This is a genomic window from Paraburkholderia sp. SECH2, assembly GCF_030464795.1.
Classification (GTDB): domain Bacteria; phylum Pseudomonadota; class Gammaproteobacteria; order Burkholderiales; family Burkholderiaceae; genus Paraburkholderia; species Paraburkholderia aspalathi.
The window spans coordinates 258,724-274,979 of record NZ_JALPRH010000006.1; the positions used below are offsets into that span (position 1 = coordinate 258,724).

Sequence of the window (16,256 nt, forward strand, 5' to 3'; positions counted from 1 at the left end):
TTTGCGTTAGCTGTTCAGGGCGTGAGTTTAACCCGCCAGCGCGGCGAGCGGACCCTGGCCGGATGGCCAGTCGCTACGCAACTTACCTGTCTTAAGACAGATTCTCGCGCCAGCCGGGCGATTCTCGCCAGGCCATCATTCTTCAACGAGCGCCCGCATATCCACCGTGCGCTCATTCACGGCGCTGCGCCGCTTGGCGAGCCACATCATGAACGTGATGAAACTGCCGAATACGACAATGATCCATTGCGCCGGCATCTTCGCGGTGAGCAGTATCGCGTAGGCCCCGAGCATCAGCAGCACGGCCAGATTCTGGTTGAAATTCTGCACCGCGATCGAATGCCCCGCGGAGAGCAAGGTCGCGCCACGATGCTGGAGGATCGCGTTCATCGGCACGATAAAAAAGCCGGACAGCGCGCCGAGCAGGATCATCAACGGATAGGCGAGCAGGATGTAGATCGGCAACACGTACGAGCCGATACGGATGCCGGCGCCCGCCGGAAACAGGTCCTTGTTGTAGAAAGCCACGGCGATCGCAACCGCGCCGGTGAGGATGCCGACCGGCAGCACGCGCAGCGAACTACGCAATGGGATCAGCGCGGCGGCGGCAGACGCGCCGACGGCGATGCCGAGCCCCGTCACGCCTTGCATCACGGCCGCCTTCGAAAGCGACAAGCCAAGATTCACGTTCGCCCATTTGAGCACCAGCAATTGCAGCGTGACCGCGCCACCCCACATCAGCGTCGTGACCCACAGCGCGATCTGCGCGAGCTTGTCGGCCCACAGCACGTTGAAGCAATGATAGAAATCGCCGACCAGTTTCTTCGGCTCGTTCAAACGATTCGGATAACGCGCGCCGGTGTCGGGAATGAAGATGTTGATCGCCGCCGCGATGGCATACGTAACCATCACCGCGAACATCGCCAGATCGGCGGAGGAGCGGATCAGCGGCAGATGCGCATGCGCGACGAACCGGTCGGCGAGCGTGCTGATCAATGCGCCGCCGACCATCGTGCCGACAATGGTCGACAGGACGGTGGCCGATTCGAGCCACGCGTTCGCCTTGACGAGTTTTTCCGCGGGCAGGAGCTCGGTGAGAATGCCGTATTTGGCCGGCGAATACGCGGCCGCGCCAAAGCCGACCACGCCATACGCGATCATCGGATGGACGCCGGCGATCATCATCAGGCAACCGCTCGCCTTGAGCGCGTTGGAGATGAACATGACGTGCCGCTTCTGCAGCGCGTCGGCGAAGGCGCCGACGAAGGGGGCGAGCAGCACGTAGGAGACAGTGAAGAAAATCTGCAGCAGCGGCGTGACCCAGGCGGCCGAACGGATCACCGATAGCAGGGCGATGGCGGCGATCAGCAGGGCATTGTCCGCGAGCGACGAAATGAACTGCGCCGCGATGATTGTGTAGAAGCCTTTTTTCATGAAGCGGATCGGAAGCTGCGCGGAAACCTGACGCGAAGCAGGGCGCTGCAAGAAGCGCGCAAAACGCAGCCAGCGATCGAGCGTGCCGGCGCGGCATTCCGCTTTGTAGCACGAACGCCCGCCGGATGCTGGCGGCCCAACGAAAAAGCGGCCGAAGCCGCTTTATGTATTACCGATGCCGGCGCCAAGCCGGCCAGTCCAGAACTAAGACCTGAACCTTAAGCCGCTTGCTGACGCGTGCGGCTGTAGCGCGACAGGATCGGGATCATCTGCGCGTAGACCTTCGGATTGCCCGCGACGATTTCGCCGACGTGCAGGAAGTCCGAGTCGCCCGTGTAATTGCCCACCAGACCGCCGGCTTCCGTGATCAGCAGGCTGCCCGCGGCGACGTCCCACGGATTCAGGCCTTGCTCGAAGAAGCCGTCCATACGGCCCGCGGCAACATTCGCCAGATCGAGCGCAGCAGCGCCCGGACGGCGCAGGCCGGCGCAGGCTTCGGTCATTTCAGCGAACTGGCGGCCGTACGCTTCGAGGCCGTCCTTTTCGCGGAACGGGAAGCCGGTGCCGATCAGGCCGTCAGCCAGGCGGTCGCGCTTGGCGACGCGAATGCGGCGGTCATTCAGGAACGCACCGCGGCCGCGCGAGGCGGTAAACAGGTCGTTGCGGGTCGGATCGTAGACCACGGCCTGCGTCACGATACCCTTGTGGGCGAGCGCGATCGACACGCAGTAGTACGGGAAGCCGTGGATGAAATTGGTGGTGCCGTCGAGCGGATCGATGATCCACTGATATTCGGACTCGTTGTCCGACTTGCCGGATTCTTCGGCGAGGATGGCGTGATCGGGGTAGGCTGTCTTAAGCGTGTCGATGATCGCCGCTTCAGACGCTTTGTCGACCTCCGTGACGAAATCGTTGTGCTGTTTCTTGCTGACCTGGAGCAGATCGAGGTCGAGCGACGCGCGGTTGATGATCTGGGCTGCGCGGCGCGCGGCCTTCACAGCGATATTGAGCATGGGATGCATGAGACTGGATCCTTGTGCCGGGGCAGCACGGCTGCTTACCGGTAAATGAGCGCGGGATGGGCGCTAATTGAGCGCCATCAAAGGGCGCGGAAACAGCACGGAACGCACGTCCGGTAAAGGACCGGGTGCGCATTCCGCCGACGGAGACGAATTGGATAAGAACGAGGCGCCGGAGTTTTCACAGGAGAAAACCGGGCGCGAATATTGGTATTTTACCTGAGTCCGGGCTGCCGCGGCAGCGCTTGCTGCCCGGTATAGCGTGCCACGGTCCAACGGCGCGGTTCTGGCGCGGCGCACGCGCGCATTTCAGAGCCGATGCGGCGTTGGCGCTACCATACGCGTTCTTTACTTTGCCGAGTTTCATCGTGGACCACCCCCACCATTCTTCCGATCCCGCCGTGGCGGACCTGCGCGGCGGTTTTACGTCGACGCGCTTCGTGCTCGTCGAGCCCAGCCATCCCGGCAACGTCGGCGCCGCAGCGCGCGCGCTGAAAACCATGGGGTTTTCGCGCCTCGTGCTGGTGTCGCCACGTGTGCCGCACGTGCAAAGCGATCCGGAAGCCATCGCGATGGCGAGCGGCGCCGATGACGTGCTGGCGTCCGCGCACGTCGTCCCGACGCTTGCCGATGCGCTGAATGGCGTGCATTGGTCGATTGCGCTGACCGCGCGGCTGCGCGAATACGGGCCGCCGCAATGGACGCCGCGTGCCGCGGCCGGCGCCGCGCGTGAGCAGGCTCTACACGGCGAGATCGCGCTGGTGTTCGGCAACGAGCGCACGGGGCTGTCGAACGAGGACGTCGAGCGTTGCAGCGCGCTCGCGCATATTCCGGCCAATCCCGCCTACAGTTCGCTTAACCTTGCGCAGGCCGTGCAGGTGTTGGCGTATGAATTGCGCACGGCGTATCTGTCCTCGGACGAGGTAACGGCGGCAGCATCCGCGGTGGCGCAGACGGCGGCCGGGCAGGGCGAGCCGGTCGGCGCGCGAGCGGCGAGCGACGAAATCGAAAGCATGTACGCGCATCTGGAGAGTGCGCTGGTCGCCCTCGAGTTTCTCGATCCGGCCAATCCGAAGAAATTGATGTCCCGCTTGCGGCGTCTGTTCGCACGTTCAGGTCTGGAGCGCGGGGAAGTGAATATCGTGCGGGGCATCGCCAAACATATTCTGCTGAAGACCAGGCCGCCCGGCGGCGACGCGTCTTAAGGGCTGCCCGCCCATCAATCTACGACCTTGCCGGCAGCGTGGGCTTCCGGCAGGTTTCGCGCAATCGCCCTACAATCGCTCGAAACGTTCTAAGCAAAGCTGCCGATCTGCTATGCGGCAAGCATCCGCCGTGCGTGGTGTTTCACGCAGGCGGTCTTTTCCCCTACAACCTAGTCCCTGCCATGTTCACGAGACTCCGCGAAGACATCGCCACGATCCGCGAGCGCGATCCCGCCGCCCGCAGCGCCTGGGAAGTCCTCACGTGTTATCCGGGTCTGCACGCGCTGGTGCTGCACCGGCTCGCGCACGCCTGCTGGCAGGCTAAACGCCGCTGGCTCGCGCGATTCGTCTCGCAGATGGCGCGTTTCATGACCGGCATCGAAATCCATCCGGGCGCCACGCTGGGCCGTCGTGTGTTCATCGATCACGGCATGGGCGTCGTGATTGGCGAGACGGCGCAAGTCGGTGACGACTGCACGATCTACCAGGGCGTAACCCTTGGCGGCACGTCGCTCACGCGGGGGGCGAAGCGGCATCCCACGCTTGAACGCGGCGTAATCGTGGGCGCGGGGGCGAAGGTCCTCGGCGGCTTTACGATCGGCGCGGACGCGAAGATAGGTTCGAATGCGGTGGTCACGAAGCCGGTGCCGGCACGCGGTACGGCAGTGGGGAATCCCGCGCGGATCATCGTCCCGGCAGCGGCTGCCGTGGCAGCCACGGCGAGCGCATCGGCAAATGGCGCGTCGCGTGAGTTGAAAACCACGTCAGAAAAGAGCGGATTCTGCGCCTACGGCATCACGCCGAATGCGGATGATCCGGTATCGCTGGCGATTCACGGTCTGATCGATCACGCTGCCACGCAATCGAAGCGTATCGACGAAATCGTCGACGCCCTGGAGCGGCTGGGCACCAGTCTGGAAGGCTTGCAAGGTGCCGATGCGGCTCTGCTCGATCTGCGGCGCCTGTCGGCCGCGATTGCGGGAAAGGTGGAAGGGGCAGTGGCGGAGCGCTAGTCTAGCTAGTCAATTCAGCGGCAACGCCCGGATCCCTTCCGCATCGATTCGCAGATAACCGCCACGGCGCTCGCCGTGGTCGAGATCCCAATCCGGCAATACCCAGCGCGTGCCGTCTGGCTCGCGATGCAGCGCCGGTCGATGCGTGTGCCCATGAATGATCGTGGCCGTTTTCGACACCTTGAATAACGCAGCGACGGCCTTCGGCGTCACGTCATACTTTGGCGAAACCGGACGCGAGCGGCCTTGCTCGCTCTTTGAGCGCATGTTTTCTGCAAGCGCCTGACGCCAGCGAAACGGCCACGCGAGAAACAGCATCTGCGCGACACGGTTGCGCGCAAAGTGCCGGAAAAATTGATAGCCGCGATCCGCGGTGCAGAGGCCGTCACCATGCGCGAGCACGATGCGCGTGCCGAATGCGGTGATCACAAACGGGTCGGGCAGCCAGATCGCGCCGGCCGCTTTCATGAAGCGCTTGCCGAGCAGAAAATCGCGATTGCCGTGCATGATGTAGAGCGCGATACCGCGTTCCGACAACGTATGCAGCAACGCCGCCATGCGCGCGACGAACGGCTCGACGAGCATGTCGTCGCCGATCCAGTACTCGAACAGATCGCCGAGAATGAAAACCGAATCCGCCTGCTCGGCCGTGACGCGCACGAAGTGTTCGAACGCGGCGACCGTATGCGGAATCGCCTCGCTCAGATGAATATCGGAGAGGAAAAAAAACGGGCGTGCGGCGTGCGGGCGTTTGCCCTCGCCAGGCACGCCCGCGGCGACGCTTCGCAGCGGCGTTTCTTGCAGCATTGAAGGTGCCTGATATCAGTTCAAACAGGTTAGCCCTGATCGGACGCTTAGTCGACGATCACTGCTTTTTCGATCACGACGTCGTCAGCCGGCACGTCCTGATGGAAGCCCTTCGAACCCGTCTTGACCTTCTTGATCTTCTCGACGATGTCCATGCCGTCGACCACCTTGCCGAACACCGCATAGCCCCAGCCCTGCGGCGTCGGCGACGAGTGGTTCAGGAAGTCGTTGTCGTTCACGTTGATGAAGAATTGCGCGGTTGCCGAGTGCGGGTCGTTCGTGCGAGCCATCGCGATCGAGCCGTTGACATTCTTCAGGCCGTTGTTCGCTTCGTTGGTGATCGGCTCAGCCGTCGGCTTCTGCTTCATGCCGGGTTCGAAACCGCCGCCCTGGATCATGAAGCCGTCGATCACGCGGTGGAACACCGTGTTGTCGTAGTGACCGGCCTTCACGTAGTTGAGGAAGTTCTCAACCGACTTCGGCGCCTTTTCAGCGTCCAGTTCGAGTTTGATGACGCCGTGGTTTGTATGCAGTTCAACCATGATGGAATCCTTTGATGAACGGGGTGGGTAAAAGGCGCGGCCGTTCGTCACGAAGTGTGATGACGACGGGCCGCGCCGGGGGCGTAGATTGAGTTGCTTTCCTGTGCAGCGTGCCGGGTGCTGCTTCCTGTTCTATTGCTTACTTGCTGACCACCGTGGCCGATTCGATCACGATCGGTTTTTGCGGCACGTCGCTCATCGGGCCGCGTGTGGTGGTGGCCGTGCCTTCGATCTTCTTCACGACGTCCATGCCGCTCGTGACCTTGCCGAACACCGCGTAGCCGTTGCCGTCCGGATTCGGATAGTCGAGGCCGGCGTTATCCACCGTGTTGATGAAGAACTGCGCGGTGGCCGAATTCGGATCGCTGGTGCGCGCCATGGCGAGCGTGCCGGCTGCGTTCTTCAGACCGTTGCGGCTTTCGAGCGGAATCGGCGCGCGCGTGGGCTTCTCAGCGAAGCTCTGCGTGTAACCGCCGCCCTGAATCATGAAGCCGCGAATCACGCGATGGAAAATCGTGCCGCTGTACTGGCCGGACTTCACGTAGTCGAGGAAGTTGGCGACCGTTTTCGGCGCTTTCTCAGGATACAACTCGACGCGGATGTCGCCTTCCGTGGTCTTGAAGAGGACGGACGGATGCGCGGCCTGCGAACCGGACTGGGCAAAGGCGGGGGCGTTTGCGATCAGGGCGGCGCTGCCGAGCGCCAACATCAACCATTTCATGAAGATCCTCAGGGTTGGAAAAAACGTGTTGCCGAAAACGGTGACCGAGTTACTGCGACGGCGCCATGTAGGGCGGCATGGCGAGCGAGCCATTTGCGCCGCCGTACTGGAAGCTCGGCGTTTGTGTCATGTCCGCGGAGGAGCGCGCGGCGCTGGCCTCGGCAGGCGCCGCGGCTTTTTTCGCCGGCCCGGTGCTCTTGGGGGGCGAAACGATCTTCTGGATGTCGGCGATGCGCTGCGTGGTGGTGGCACTCGCTTTGCCGAGGCCTTGCGCGCGACGGTAAGCCGAGTCGGCCATGCGCAGATACAGATCGCCGAGATTCTCGTACGCGAGACCGTAGGCCGGATTCACCTTGGTCGCGGTTTCGAGCGCGGCGCGTGCCTCCGTATAACGGCCGTGCTTCGCATAGAGCGCGGCCAGGTTGTTATACGGCTCGGGCAGTTCCGGGTACAGCTGCGTGAGTTCGGTGAACGCGGTGATGGCTTCGTCGTCGCGATTCAGGTGGGCCAGCACCGTGGCGCGCTTGAACTTGGCTTGTGCGTCGTGCGGATTCGAGGCGATGCGCGCGTCGAGCTGGGTGAGCGAGGCTTCCCAGTTCTTCTGCGCAATCGACGCGTCGATTTCCGGCGTGTTGTCACGCACGGCGGGGCCCTGCGGCATGGTCGCGGCGCCTTTCTGCGCGTACGCGGGAGCACCCGGCAAGACCGTGAGGGCGACGGCGCAGAATGCCGTCGCGGCGAGGGTCGCAGCGCTGCGCGCGCGGCCGCTGGAAGGTTTCATAGGCTCGGGTCTGGATGTTATACTCCGACCCATTCTAACAAAAGGTCTGCGCGTTCCGTCGAACCGCAAACTGTCTTTTCGCCACTCGTGGTCGTCTCCGCCTTGAACGCAGCCTGACCGCCGCACCAGATGCACCGGTTTGCTGCTGTGCGTGTTTTAGTGCAAAGGTAGTGCAAAGCGGCAGTACAGAACGCACCCGCTGTCTTTTCGCGGGGCGCCTCATGCACGAAACAGCACGAAACACATTGCGGATTTCTTTCGGCCCACGCACCGTTCTCTATGGAATCACTGCGCATCTACAACACGCTCGCGCGTGACAAGCAAACTTTCGTGCCGCTGCAAGATGGCGTCGTGCGGATGTACGTCTGCGGGATGACCGTGTACGACTATTGTCACGTCGGTCATGCGCGGGTGATGGTCGTGTTCGACATCGTGCAGCGGTGGTTGCGCACGCTCGGTTACGACGTCACCTACGTGCGCAACATCACGGATATCGACGACAAGATCATCCGGCGCGCAGTGGAGAACGGCGAAACGATCAAATCGTTGACCGACCGCTTCATCAAGGCCCTGCATGAAGATGCGGACGCGCTCGGCATCGAGCGGCCCGATCTGGAACCGCGCGCCACCGATTTCATCCCGCAGATGCTCGGCATGATCGAGAAGCTCGAGGCGAACGGTTACGCCTATCAGGCGGCCGACGGCGACGTGAACTACGCGGTGCGCAAGTTCGTGGGCTACGGCAAGCTGTCGGGCAAGTCGCTCGAAGATCTCCGCGCCGGCGAACGCGTCGCCGCGAACGACGCGAAGCAGGACCCGCTCGACTTCGTGCTTTGGAAGCAGGCGAAGCCCGACGAACCGGCCGACACCGGCTGGGAGTCGAAGTATGGGCGCGGCCGCCCCGGCTGGCATATCGAATGCTCGGCAATGGGCTGCACGTTGCTCGGCGAGCATTTCGACATTCATGGCGGCGGTCAGGACCTGCAGTTTCCGCACCATGAGAACGAGATTGCGCAGAGCGAAGCTGCGACCGGACAAACCTTCGTCAATTACTGGATGCACAACGGCTACGTACAGATCGACAATGAGAAGATGTCGAAGTCGTTGAACAATTTCTTTACGATCCGCGAAGTATTGGCGCAGTACGATGCCGAGGTCGTACGTTTTTTCATCGCGCGCGCGCACTACCGCTCGCCGTTGAATTACAGCGACGTGCATATCGACGACGCCCGCAGTGCGCTGACGCGTTTGTACACCGCGCTGAAAGACGTCACGCCGGATGGCGCGGAGCTCGACTGGAACGAAGCGCATGCGCAGCGTTTCCAGGCAGCAATGAACGACGACTTCAACACGCCGGTTGCAGTGTCGGTGTTGTTCGAGTTGGCAACAGAAGTGAACCGCACGCGCGACCCCGCGCTGGCCCGTCAATTGCGCTCGCTGGGCGCTGTGATCGGCTTGCTCGGCCGGGAGCCGCGTGCATACCTGCAGCAGGCTGCGGGCGCTGCCGCAGAAGGCGCGCTCGACGCGGCCGCGATCGAAGCGAAGATCGCCGCGCGCGTGGCCGCCAAGCAGGCGAAAGACTATGCAGCAGCAGACCGGATCCGGGCCGAATTGCTCGAGGCCGGCGTTGCACTTGAAGACAAACCCGGCGGGTTGACCGAGTGGCGGCGCGTGTGAGCGCACCTCGTACTTCCCTCTGATCGACTCGCCAGGCAGGAGGCAGGATGGCAACGGCCACGAAGACGCCGGCTAAACGAGCCACGTCTCAAACAAACGCTGCAACCGCGGTAAAGTCGACACGAACGTCGGCTCGTGCGGGCGGCAGCGCGGTAAAGAATGCATCATCGAAAGCCGCCGGGGCGGCGCCGAAGGCTGGCGTGCGTGCAGCGGCAACGACCGGAGCGGCGAAGAAGGCCACCGTCAAGCGCGCGCTGAACGGTTCGTCGGCGCACGCGCCTGTTTCGACACGCGCCAAAACGCCGCGTGCAAAAAGCAATGGCGCGTTGCCTGCCGAACTCGCCGGCGACGTGCAGGAACTCGCGCGCGTTACGCAAGACGGACACGAAGGCGAAGTCGTGCGCAAGACGCGTGCGTCATCGAGTGCGGGCGGCGAAGCAGCCGATGTTGCTGAACTCGCGGTGCCGGTGCAGATCGGCGGGCTCACGCCTGAAGTCACCCGTCCGGCGTATTGGGACAAGGCGTGCGCGGACCTCGTCAAGCGCGACCGTATCCTGAAGAAACTGATTCCGAAGTTTGGCCCGGTGCATCTGCTAAGCCGTGGCGATCCATTCGTCACGCTCGCGCGTTCGGTGGTCGGGCAACAGATTTCGGTGGCGTCCGCGCAGGCCGTCTGGGCGAAAGTCGAGGCAGCGTGCCCGAAGCTTGTGCCGCAGCAGTTCATCAAGCTTGGTCAGGACAAGCTGACCGCGTGCGGCTTGTCCAAACGCAAGGCCGAATACGTACTCGATCTCGCGCAGCACTTCGTGTCGGGCGCCTTGCACGTCGGCAAGTGGACCTCGATGGACGACGAAGCGGTGATCGCCGAACTCACGCAGATCCGCGGCATTGGCCGCTGGACCGCGGAAATGTTCCTGATCTTCAATTTGTCTCGCCCTGACGTCCTGCCGCTCGACGATCTCGGCCTGATCCGCGCGATCAGCGTCAATTACTTTAGCGGCGAACCGGTTACGCGCAGTGAAGCGCGTGAGGTCGCGGCAAACTGGGAGCCGTGGCGCACTGTCGCCACCTGGTATATGTGGCGTAGTCTCGATCCGTTGCCGGTCGACTACTGAAGAATAAGAAGCGATGCCGTTTCAAAAAACTATCGATTGTTAAAAATTGATAGTTGCGAGATGGTTTTGACATCGGCGAGCGCGGTTAGAATACGCGCTGCCGGTAAGTCCAAGGATTACAACCAATGAAGACCACCTTTCTGGATTTCGAACAGCCGATCGCTGAACTCGAAGCGAAGATCGAAGAATTGCGCTTCGTGCAGGACGATTCGGCCGTCGATATTTCGGAAGAGATCGAGCGGCTGTCCAAGAAGAGTCAACAGCTCACCAAAGATCTGTACGCGAACCTCACCCCGTGGCAGGTTTCGCAAATTGCCCGTCATCCCCAACGCCCGTACACGTTCGATTACGTGAACGAGCTGTTCACCGATTTCCACGAGCTGCACGGCGACCGCAACTACGCGGACGACCTGTCGATCGTCGGCGGCCTCGCGCGGTTCAACGGCCAGGCTTGCATGGTGATCGGCCATCAGAAGGGGCGTGACACGAAGGAGCGTGCGCTGCGCAACTTCGGCATGCCGCGCCCGGAAGGCTATCGCAAGGCCGAACGCCTGATGCGTCTCGCCGAGAAGTTTGGCTTGCCGATCTTCACGTTCATCGATACGCCGGGCGCCTACCCGGGCATCGGCGCGGAAGAGCGCGGCCAGTCGGAAGCGATCGGCCGCAATCTGTACGTGATGGCTGAACTCAAGACGCCGCTGATCGCCACGATCATCGGTGAAGGCGGTTCGGGCGGCGCGCTCGCGATCGCCGTTGGCGACAGCGTGCTGATGCTGCAGTTCTCGACCTATTCGGTGATTTCGCCGGAAGGGTGCGCGTCGATCCTGTGGAAGAGCGCCGCGAAAGCGCCGGAAGCCGCGGAAGCGCTCGGCCTGACCGCGCATCGTCTCAAGGCGCTTGGCCTGATCGACAAGATCGTCAACGAGCCGCTCGGCGGCGCGCATCGCGATCCGAAGGGCATGGCCGCCATGCTGCGCCGTGCACTCGCCGACTCGCTGCGCCAGTTCCAGGGCATGAGCATCAACGACCTGCGTCAACGCCGTTTCGAACGGTTGATGGCGTACGGCAAGTTCAAGGAAACGACGCCGGGTGCGTAAGCCCGCGCGCGTTTTCTTTCGTCCTTCAGCGCGTAACGCGTTAGCGACGTGACTCCCACCGAAGATTCGCACGCCGACCGCCTCGTTCTCGAGGCGGTCGGCGTTGCGCTGTCCGCCTTGCCTGCGAATGCGCGCATTGCGGTGGCGTTCAGCGGCGGCGTCGATTCGAGTGTGTTGCTCGATGCTGTGGTGCGTGTCGCGGGGGCGTCGCGTTGTGTTGCGCTGCATGTGCATCACGGCCTCAGTGCGCATGCCGACGAGTGGCTCGCGCATTGCGACGCTTTTGCGCGGGAACGCGGCGTTGAATTCGCGGCACAGCGTGTCGACGTGCCGCGTGACGCGGGCGTGAGTGTCGAGGCCGCGGCGCGCGATGCGCGTTACCGCGCACTGGACGCCATGTGCGCAACACGCGGCGTTCGCACGCTATGGCTCGCGCAACATGCGGACGATCAGGCGGAGACGGTGCTGTTGCAACTGCTGCGCGGCGCGGGTCTCGCGGGACTTGCGGCGATGGCGCCGGAGTACTTGCCGGCAGGCGCTTCCGCGGTGCGCGTGAGGCCCTTGCTGCATCTGTTGCGTGCGCAACTCGAGCAGTATGCGAGTGCCCGGAGTCTACGCTGGATCGACGACGAATCGAACGCGGATACACGTTACGCGCGCAACGCGTTGCGTCACGAGGTGACACCGGCGCTGGCCGTTCACTTCCCTGGTTTTCGCGACGCACTCGCGCGCACGGCGGCGCATGCGGCATCGGCACAGCGTCTGCTCGACGATCTCGCGCGCATCGATCTGAACGAAGCCGTGCGCGATGACGGCCGTGCGCTATCCCATGACGCGCTGCTCGCCCTCGACGACGATCGCGCGCTCAACCTGCTGCGCTACTGGATGCGCACGTTGGGTCTCGTTGCGGCATCGACTGCACGTCTCACCGATGCTTTGCGGCAGTTGCGCGAAGTTGGGCAAGCAGGCGAGGGCCATAGCCTGCGCATCGATCATGCGGGGCAGGCGTTGCGTAGTTATCGCGGTCTGATCTACTGGGAAGCGGGTGATGGCAGCGAACCCGCCGACGAAACCGCGCTCGCTGCGCGCGCAGTGAGCGAACTCGCATGGCAGGGCGAAGCGATCTGGCGTTTGCCGCAATGGCGGGGCACTTTTGTGTTTGTCGCCGTCGCTTCTAATGTCGATTCAGCTGCCGATGGCGATACCTCCCGCAGCGTCAATGCAGCGCCAGCCGATCACGATACGCTTCCCGTCAGCGTGCTACGCCGGGCCTTGCTAAGCGCGCGTTCGCGCAGCGGCGGCGAACGGATGCGCATGAGCGCCGCACCGGGCAGCCCGAGCCGCACGCTGAAAAACCTGTTCCAGGAGCGCGGCATTCCGGCATGGAAGCGCGACGTGCCGCTCCTTTACGTCGGCGGCGATTTGCTGTTCGTGCCCTTGCTCGGCCTGAACCGCGCGGCGTTGCCCGAACCGGCCGATGCCGCCGGCCAACGCGTCCGGATCATCTGGCGCGACGATCTGCTGATCGCCTGACCGGCCGGTCGGGCACACGGCTTACCCATCCGGTGAATCCTTGAAAAAGGGCGCAAAACCGCACCGGATAAGCCTTTTCAGCCGCGAATAAGGGCCATTCGACGGCCATTTCGGCTTGTCTTTTTGCGCTCGATCGGGTAATTTAGCTTGTTTGCCCGACCCGATTTCGCCGTCGCTTTTGCGGTTTCCGTGCGTGATCCGTCGTTTCCGGTAAGTCACTAGCGATCATTCCCGGGCAAATCCGCGCGTGTTACACGCGCGCTGCATCTACGCCGCCACACACTTTGCCGTCGTTCACAAGACGTTGCGCTCCTGTGCTTTTGTGCGGTCGTCTCCAGCGCGCCAGCGCGTTTTCTCCTCCAGTTCAGAACGACAATGGCACTCATCGTACATAAATACGGCGGCACCTCGATGGGCTCGGTCGAGCGCATCAAGAACGTCGCCAAGCGCGTCGCGAAATGGCACAAGGCCGGCCACAAGATGGTCGTCGTGCCGTCGGCAATGTCCGGCGAAACCAACCGCCTGCTCGGTCTCGCGAAAGAAATCACGAGCCAGCCGAGCCCGCGCGAACTCGACATGATTGCCGCCACCGGCGAGCAGGTCAGCTCGGGGCTGCTGGCCATCGCGCTGCAGGAAGCCGGCGTCGACGCGGTCAGCTATGCCGGCTGGCAAGTGCCGGTCAAAACGGATAGCGCATTCACGAAAGCGCGCATCAGCGAAATCGACGGCGAGCGCGTGCTGCGCGATCTCGAAGCGGGCAAAGTAGTGGTGATCACCGGCTTCCAGGGTATTGACCCTGACGGCCACATCACCACGCTCGGCCGCGGTGGTTCGGATACGTCGGCAGTTGCAGTCGCTGCCGCATTGAAGGCCGACGAGTGCCTGATTTACACGGACGTCGATGGCGTCTACACGACCGACCCGCGCGTGGTGGATGGTGCACGCCGCCTCGATCGCGTGACGTTCGAAGAAATGCTGGAAATGGCAAGCCTGGGTTCCAAGGTGCTGCAGATCCGCTCGGTGGAATTCGCCGGCAAATATCAGGTGAAGACGCGCGTGCTGTCGAGCCTGACCGATCCGCTGATCCCGCTCGACACTGAAATGAAGTCGGGCACCCTGATTACTTTTGAAGAAGACGAGACCATGGAAAAAGCAGTCATCTCAGGCATCGCGTTTCAGCGCGACGAAGCTCGTATCGCCGTGATGGGTGTACCCGACAAGCCGGGCATCGCATATCAGATTCTCGGCCCGGTGGCGGACGCGAATATCGACGTCGACATGATCATCCAGAACCAGAGCGTCGAAGGCAAAACGGCCTTCACGTTCACGGTCGGCCGCGGCGATTATCAGCGCGCCATGGACATCCTCACCGGCCAGGTGAAGGGTCATGTTCAGGCCGAGCAGGTGCTGGGCGATCCGAAGGTGTCGAAGGTCTCGGTAGTCGGCGTCGGCATGCGTTCGCATGTTGGTATCGCGAGCACGATGTTCCGCACGTTGTCGGAAGAGGGCATCAACATCCAGATGATCTCGACCTCCGAAATCAAGATTTCGGTGCTGATCGACGAGAAGTACATGGAGCTCGCCGTGCGCGCGCTGCATAAGGCTTTCGAACTGGATCAGGCGTAATTTGCTGCATGGGGTGGGGCGCCGAGTTGGACGAACAGCGCGCCTCGTCTTCGCCTCGTCTTTTTTGCATGGCCGTATGCGCGGCCCATGTGACGCAGGTAATGTCATTAGTTGCGTCTGCGATGACAAAACTGGCACAAAAAATGTGTGGTAGACATTGACCTTCGCGGTTCGGCCCGCTATTATCTTGGCTTCGTTGCGCTGACTCCCTGCGCAACCGAAAGTTTGGGAGACGTGGCCGAGAGGTCGAAGGCACTCCCCTGCTAAGGGAGCATCTGGGCCAAAACCTGGATCGAGGGTTCGAATCCCTCCGTCTCCGCCAGCAATGGCGGCAAACCCCGCAGAGTCTAGGCTCTGCGGGGTTTTGTTTTTCCAGACTCGCAATTGGCCTTTTCCGCTCCGGAATTCCTGCCATTCTGGAGCGGGCATTCAATCTCCCATCTGCATCAAAACGCGTGCCGCAACCCCACCATGCCGACGAATTGCGACGGCCCTGACGACGGCGTCGTATTCTGCGAGTCGCCGACCACAGCCACTGCGTCAGTAATACTCGTGCCAGTGCTGCCCGACGCGACCAGGGTCTTGCCGCGCGCATGCTGATACGCCTCCAGTGCGTATAGCGTTGTGCGAGCGGAGAGGTTGTACGTCTGCTCGAGCGAGACCTGCTGATAACGCGCTGCATCGCTGATGCCATTCGCTTTGCTCGCCTGCGTGTAGCTGTAGCCGGCGCCGACCGTCACGGCCGGCGTGATCCGGTACGTGGAAATCACGCCGTACGTATTGAATACGCCTTCGCCGGTAAAGAACGAGCTGTTGCCCGGCGTGTATTGCACGTTCGAATAGTTCACACCGACCATCAGGTCCTGGTGGGTGTAGCGCGCCGCCGCGGCGAACAATTGTGCGCTGCGTGCCGTCGCGTAGCCGCTGTTCACCGGCGAGTTGACCGCGTAGCTGCCGAGTGCCTGGCTCGTCGCGATGTCTTTCAGTTTCAGGTAGCCCACCGCGATCGCAAACGGCTGGTAGTCGTAGCGAACAGCAGCGCTGAACTGGCTGCCGTTGGCGACGCTCCCCGGCACACCGCCCAGGCCGTACTGCGCGCTGAATTGCAGACCGGCGAGGTTCGGCGAAAGATAGGTAACCGAATTGTTGAGGCGCAGTGTGGTGTCGAGCGCGTCGAGGTCGCCCGGATGCGCGCCGGTTGCGCCCGTCAATACGCCCGTCGGCCCGAGTGCGCCGACCATCTGGAAGTAGGGCGTGTACTGGCGGCCGAGTGTCACCGTTCCGTACCTGTCGTTGTTGAGCCCGACATACGCTTGCCGGTTGAAAATGAAGCCCGCGCTGCTTTGCGCGCCGGTCAGTGAGTTAAAGCCGCTTTCCAGCCTGAAAATCACCTTCGTGCCGCCGCCGATGTCTTCTGCACCGAGCAGGCCGAACTTGCTCGCCTGCAGGTTGCCCTGGCTCATGTAGAAGTTGGAGTGTCCCTTCTGGTTGCTGACATAGGTGAACGCGTTGTCGACGACGCCGTACAGCGTCACGCTGCTTTGCGCCGACGCGCCGCTTGACAGCACGACGCCCGCAAACGGCAGGCACGAGAGGACGAGTGCGCGTGTACGCGCGTGCTTCAATGAGTTCATGAGCGGGTCTCCGGATTGGATAGGGAATCGTTGGTCTTCAGGTAGGTGATGC

Annotated in this window: 15 protein-coding genes and 1 tRNA gene; 9 read left to right on the top strand and 7 right to left on the bottom strand. The window is 62.5% G+C overall.

The window, feature by feature from the left end; genetic code table 11:
- Positions 1-135: 135 nt before the first annotated feature.
- Positions 136-1,434, bottom strand: a complete 1,299-nt coding sequence (gene lplT / locus M0D66_RS14115) for a lysophospholipid transporter LplT (protein ID WP_200617868.1) — start codon at positions 1,432-1,434, stop codon at positions 136-138.
- Between the two features lie 218 nt (positions 1,435-1,652).
- Positions 1,653-2,456 carry an inositol monophosphatase family protein gene (locus M0D66_RS14120; RefSeq protein WP_093633508.1) on the bottom strand — a complete coding sequence of 268 codons (804 nt, stop codon included), beginning with the start codon at positions 2,454-2,456 and terminating at the stop codon, positions 1,653-1,655.
- 67 nt (positions 2,457-2,523) lie between these two features.
- Between M0D66_RS14120 and M0D66_RS14125 the strand changes: the two genes are divergently transcribed.
- From M0D66_RS14125 to cysE, 3 genes are all read left to right on the top strand, one after another.
- Positions 2,524-2,676: a hypothetical protein gene (locus M0D66_RS14125; RefSeq protein ID WP_200650606.1), complete on the top strand. Its 153-nt coding sequence runs from the start codon at positions 2,524-2,526 to the stop codon at positions 2,674-2,676.
- Between the two features lie 145 nt (positions 2,677-2,821).
- Entirely contained in the window at positions 2,822-3,658 is an 837-nt protein-coding gene (locus tag M0D66_RS14130) for an RNA methyltransferase (RefSeq protein ID WP_266210919.1), read from the top strand.
- Positions 3,659-3,840: 182 nt separating this feature from the next.
- Positions 3,841-4,671 carry a serine O-acetyltransferase gene (gene cysE, locus M0D66_RS14135; protein WP_211701154.1) on the top strand — a complete coding sequence of 277 codons (831 nt, stop codon included), beginning with the start codon at positions 3,841-3,843 and terminating at the stop codon, positions 4,669-4,671.
- 9 nt (positions 4,672-4,680) lie between these two features.
- Here the strand turns inward: cysE and M0D66_RS14140 are convergent, their stop codons facing one another.
- The 4 genes from M0D66_RS14140 to M0D66_RS14155 form a co-directional block, all read right to left on the bottom strand.
- The gene (locus tag M0D66_RS14140; RefSeq protein ID WP_266210920.1) at positions 4,681-5,478 is read right to left on the bottom strand and encodes a UDP-2,3-diacylglucosamine diphosphatase; all 798 of its coding nucleotides are present in this window, start codon (positions 5,476-5,478) and stop codon (positions 4,681-4,683) included.
- A 47-nt stretch (positions 5,479-5,525) separates the two neighbouring features.
- Positions 5,526-6,020, bottom strand: coding sequence for a peptidylprolyl isomerase (locus M0D66_RS14145; protein ID WP_054041841.1), 495 nt, complete (start codon positions 6,018-6,020; stop codon positions 5,526-5,528).
- 139 nt (positions 6,021-6,159) lie between these two features.
- Positions 6,160-6,741 (bottom strand): peptidylprolyl isomerase, encoded by a 582-nt coding sequence (locus M0D66_RS14150; RefSeq protein WP_093633505.1) that lies wholly within the window; start codon positions 6,739-6,741, stop codon positions 6,160-6,162.
- Positions 6,742-6,790: 49 nt separating this feature from the next.
- Positions 6,791-7,522, bottom strand: a complete 732-nt coding sequence (locus M0D66_RS14155) for a tetratricopeptide repeat protein (RefSeq protein ID WP_093633504.1) — start codon at positions 7,520-7,522, stop codon at positions 6,791-6,793.
- A gap of 279 nt (positions 7,523-7,801) precedes the next feature.
- On the opposite strand from M0D66_RS14155, the gene cysS reads away from it, so the two are divergent.
- From cysS to M0D66_RS14185, 6 genes are all read left to right on the top strand, one after another.
- On the top strand, positions 7,802-9,199 hold the full coding sequence (cysS, locus tag M0D66_RS14160) for a cysteine--tRNA ligase (protein ID WP_093633503.1): 1,398 nt from the start codon (positions 7,802-7,804) through the stop codon (positions 9,197-9,199).
- A gap of 47 nt (positions 9,200-9,246) precedes the next feature.
- Positions 9,247-10,314, top strand: a complete 1,068-nt coding sequence (locus tag M0D66_RS14165) for a DNA-3-methyladenine glycosylase (RefSeq protein ID WP_093633502.1) — start codon at positions 9,247-9,249, stop codon at positions 10,312-10,314.
- Between the two features lie 125 nt (positions 10,315-10,439).
- Entirely contained in the window at positions 10,440-11,411 is a 972-nt protein-coding gene (locus M0D66_RS14170) for an acetyl-CoA carboxylase carboxyltransferase subunit alpha (RefSeq protein ID WP_028199560.1), read from the top strand.
- Between the two features lie 48 nt (positions 11,412-11,459).
- On the top strand, positions 11,460-12,944 hold the full coding sequence (tilS, locus tag M0D66_RS14175; protein ID WP_266210921.1) for a tRNA lysidine(34) synthetase TilS: 1,485 nt from the start codon (positions 11,460-11,462) through the stop codon (positions 12,942-12,944).
- A gap of 375 nt (positions 12,945-13,319) precedes the next feature.
- Entirely contained in the window at positions 13,320-14,570 is a 1,251-nt protein-coding gene (locus M0D66_RS14180) for an aspartate kinase (protein ID WP_054041838.1), read from the top strand.
- A gap of 228 nt (positions 14,571-14,798) precedes the next feature.
- Positions 14,799-14,892, top strand: a tRNA-Ser gene (locus M0D66_RS14185).
- A 124-nt stretch (positions 14,893-15,016) separates the two neighbouring features.
- On the opposite strand, the gene M0D66_RS14190 is transcribed toward M0D66_RS14185, so the two are convergent.
- Complete coding sequence (locus M0D66_RS14190; RefSeq protein ID WP_266210922.1) at positions 15,017-16,204, bottom strand: porin; 1,188 nt, start codon at positions 16,202-16,204, stop codon at positions 15,017-15,019.
- Positions 16,205-16,256: the final 52 nt, after the last annotated feature.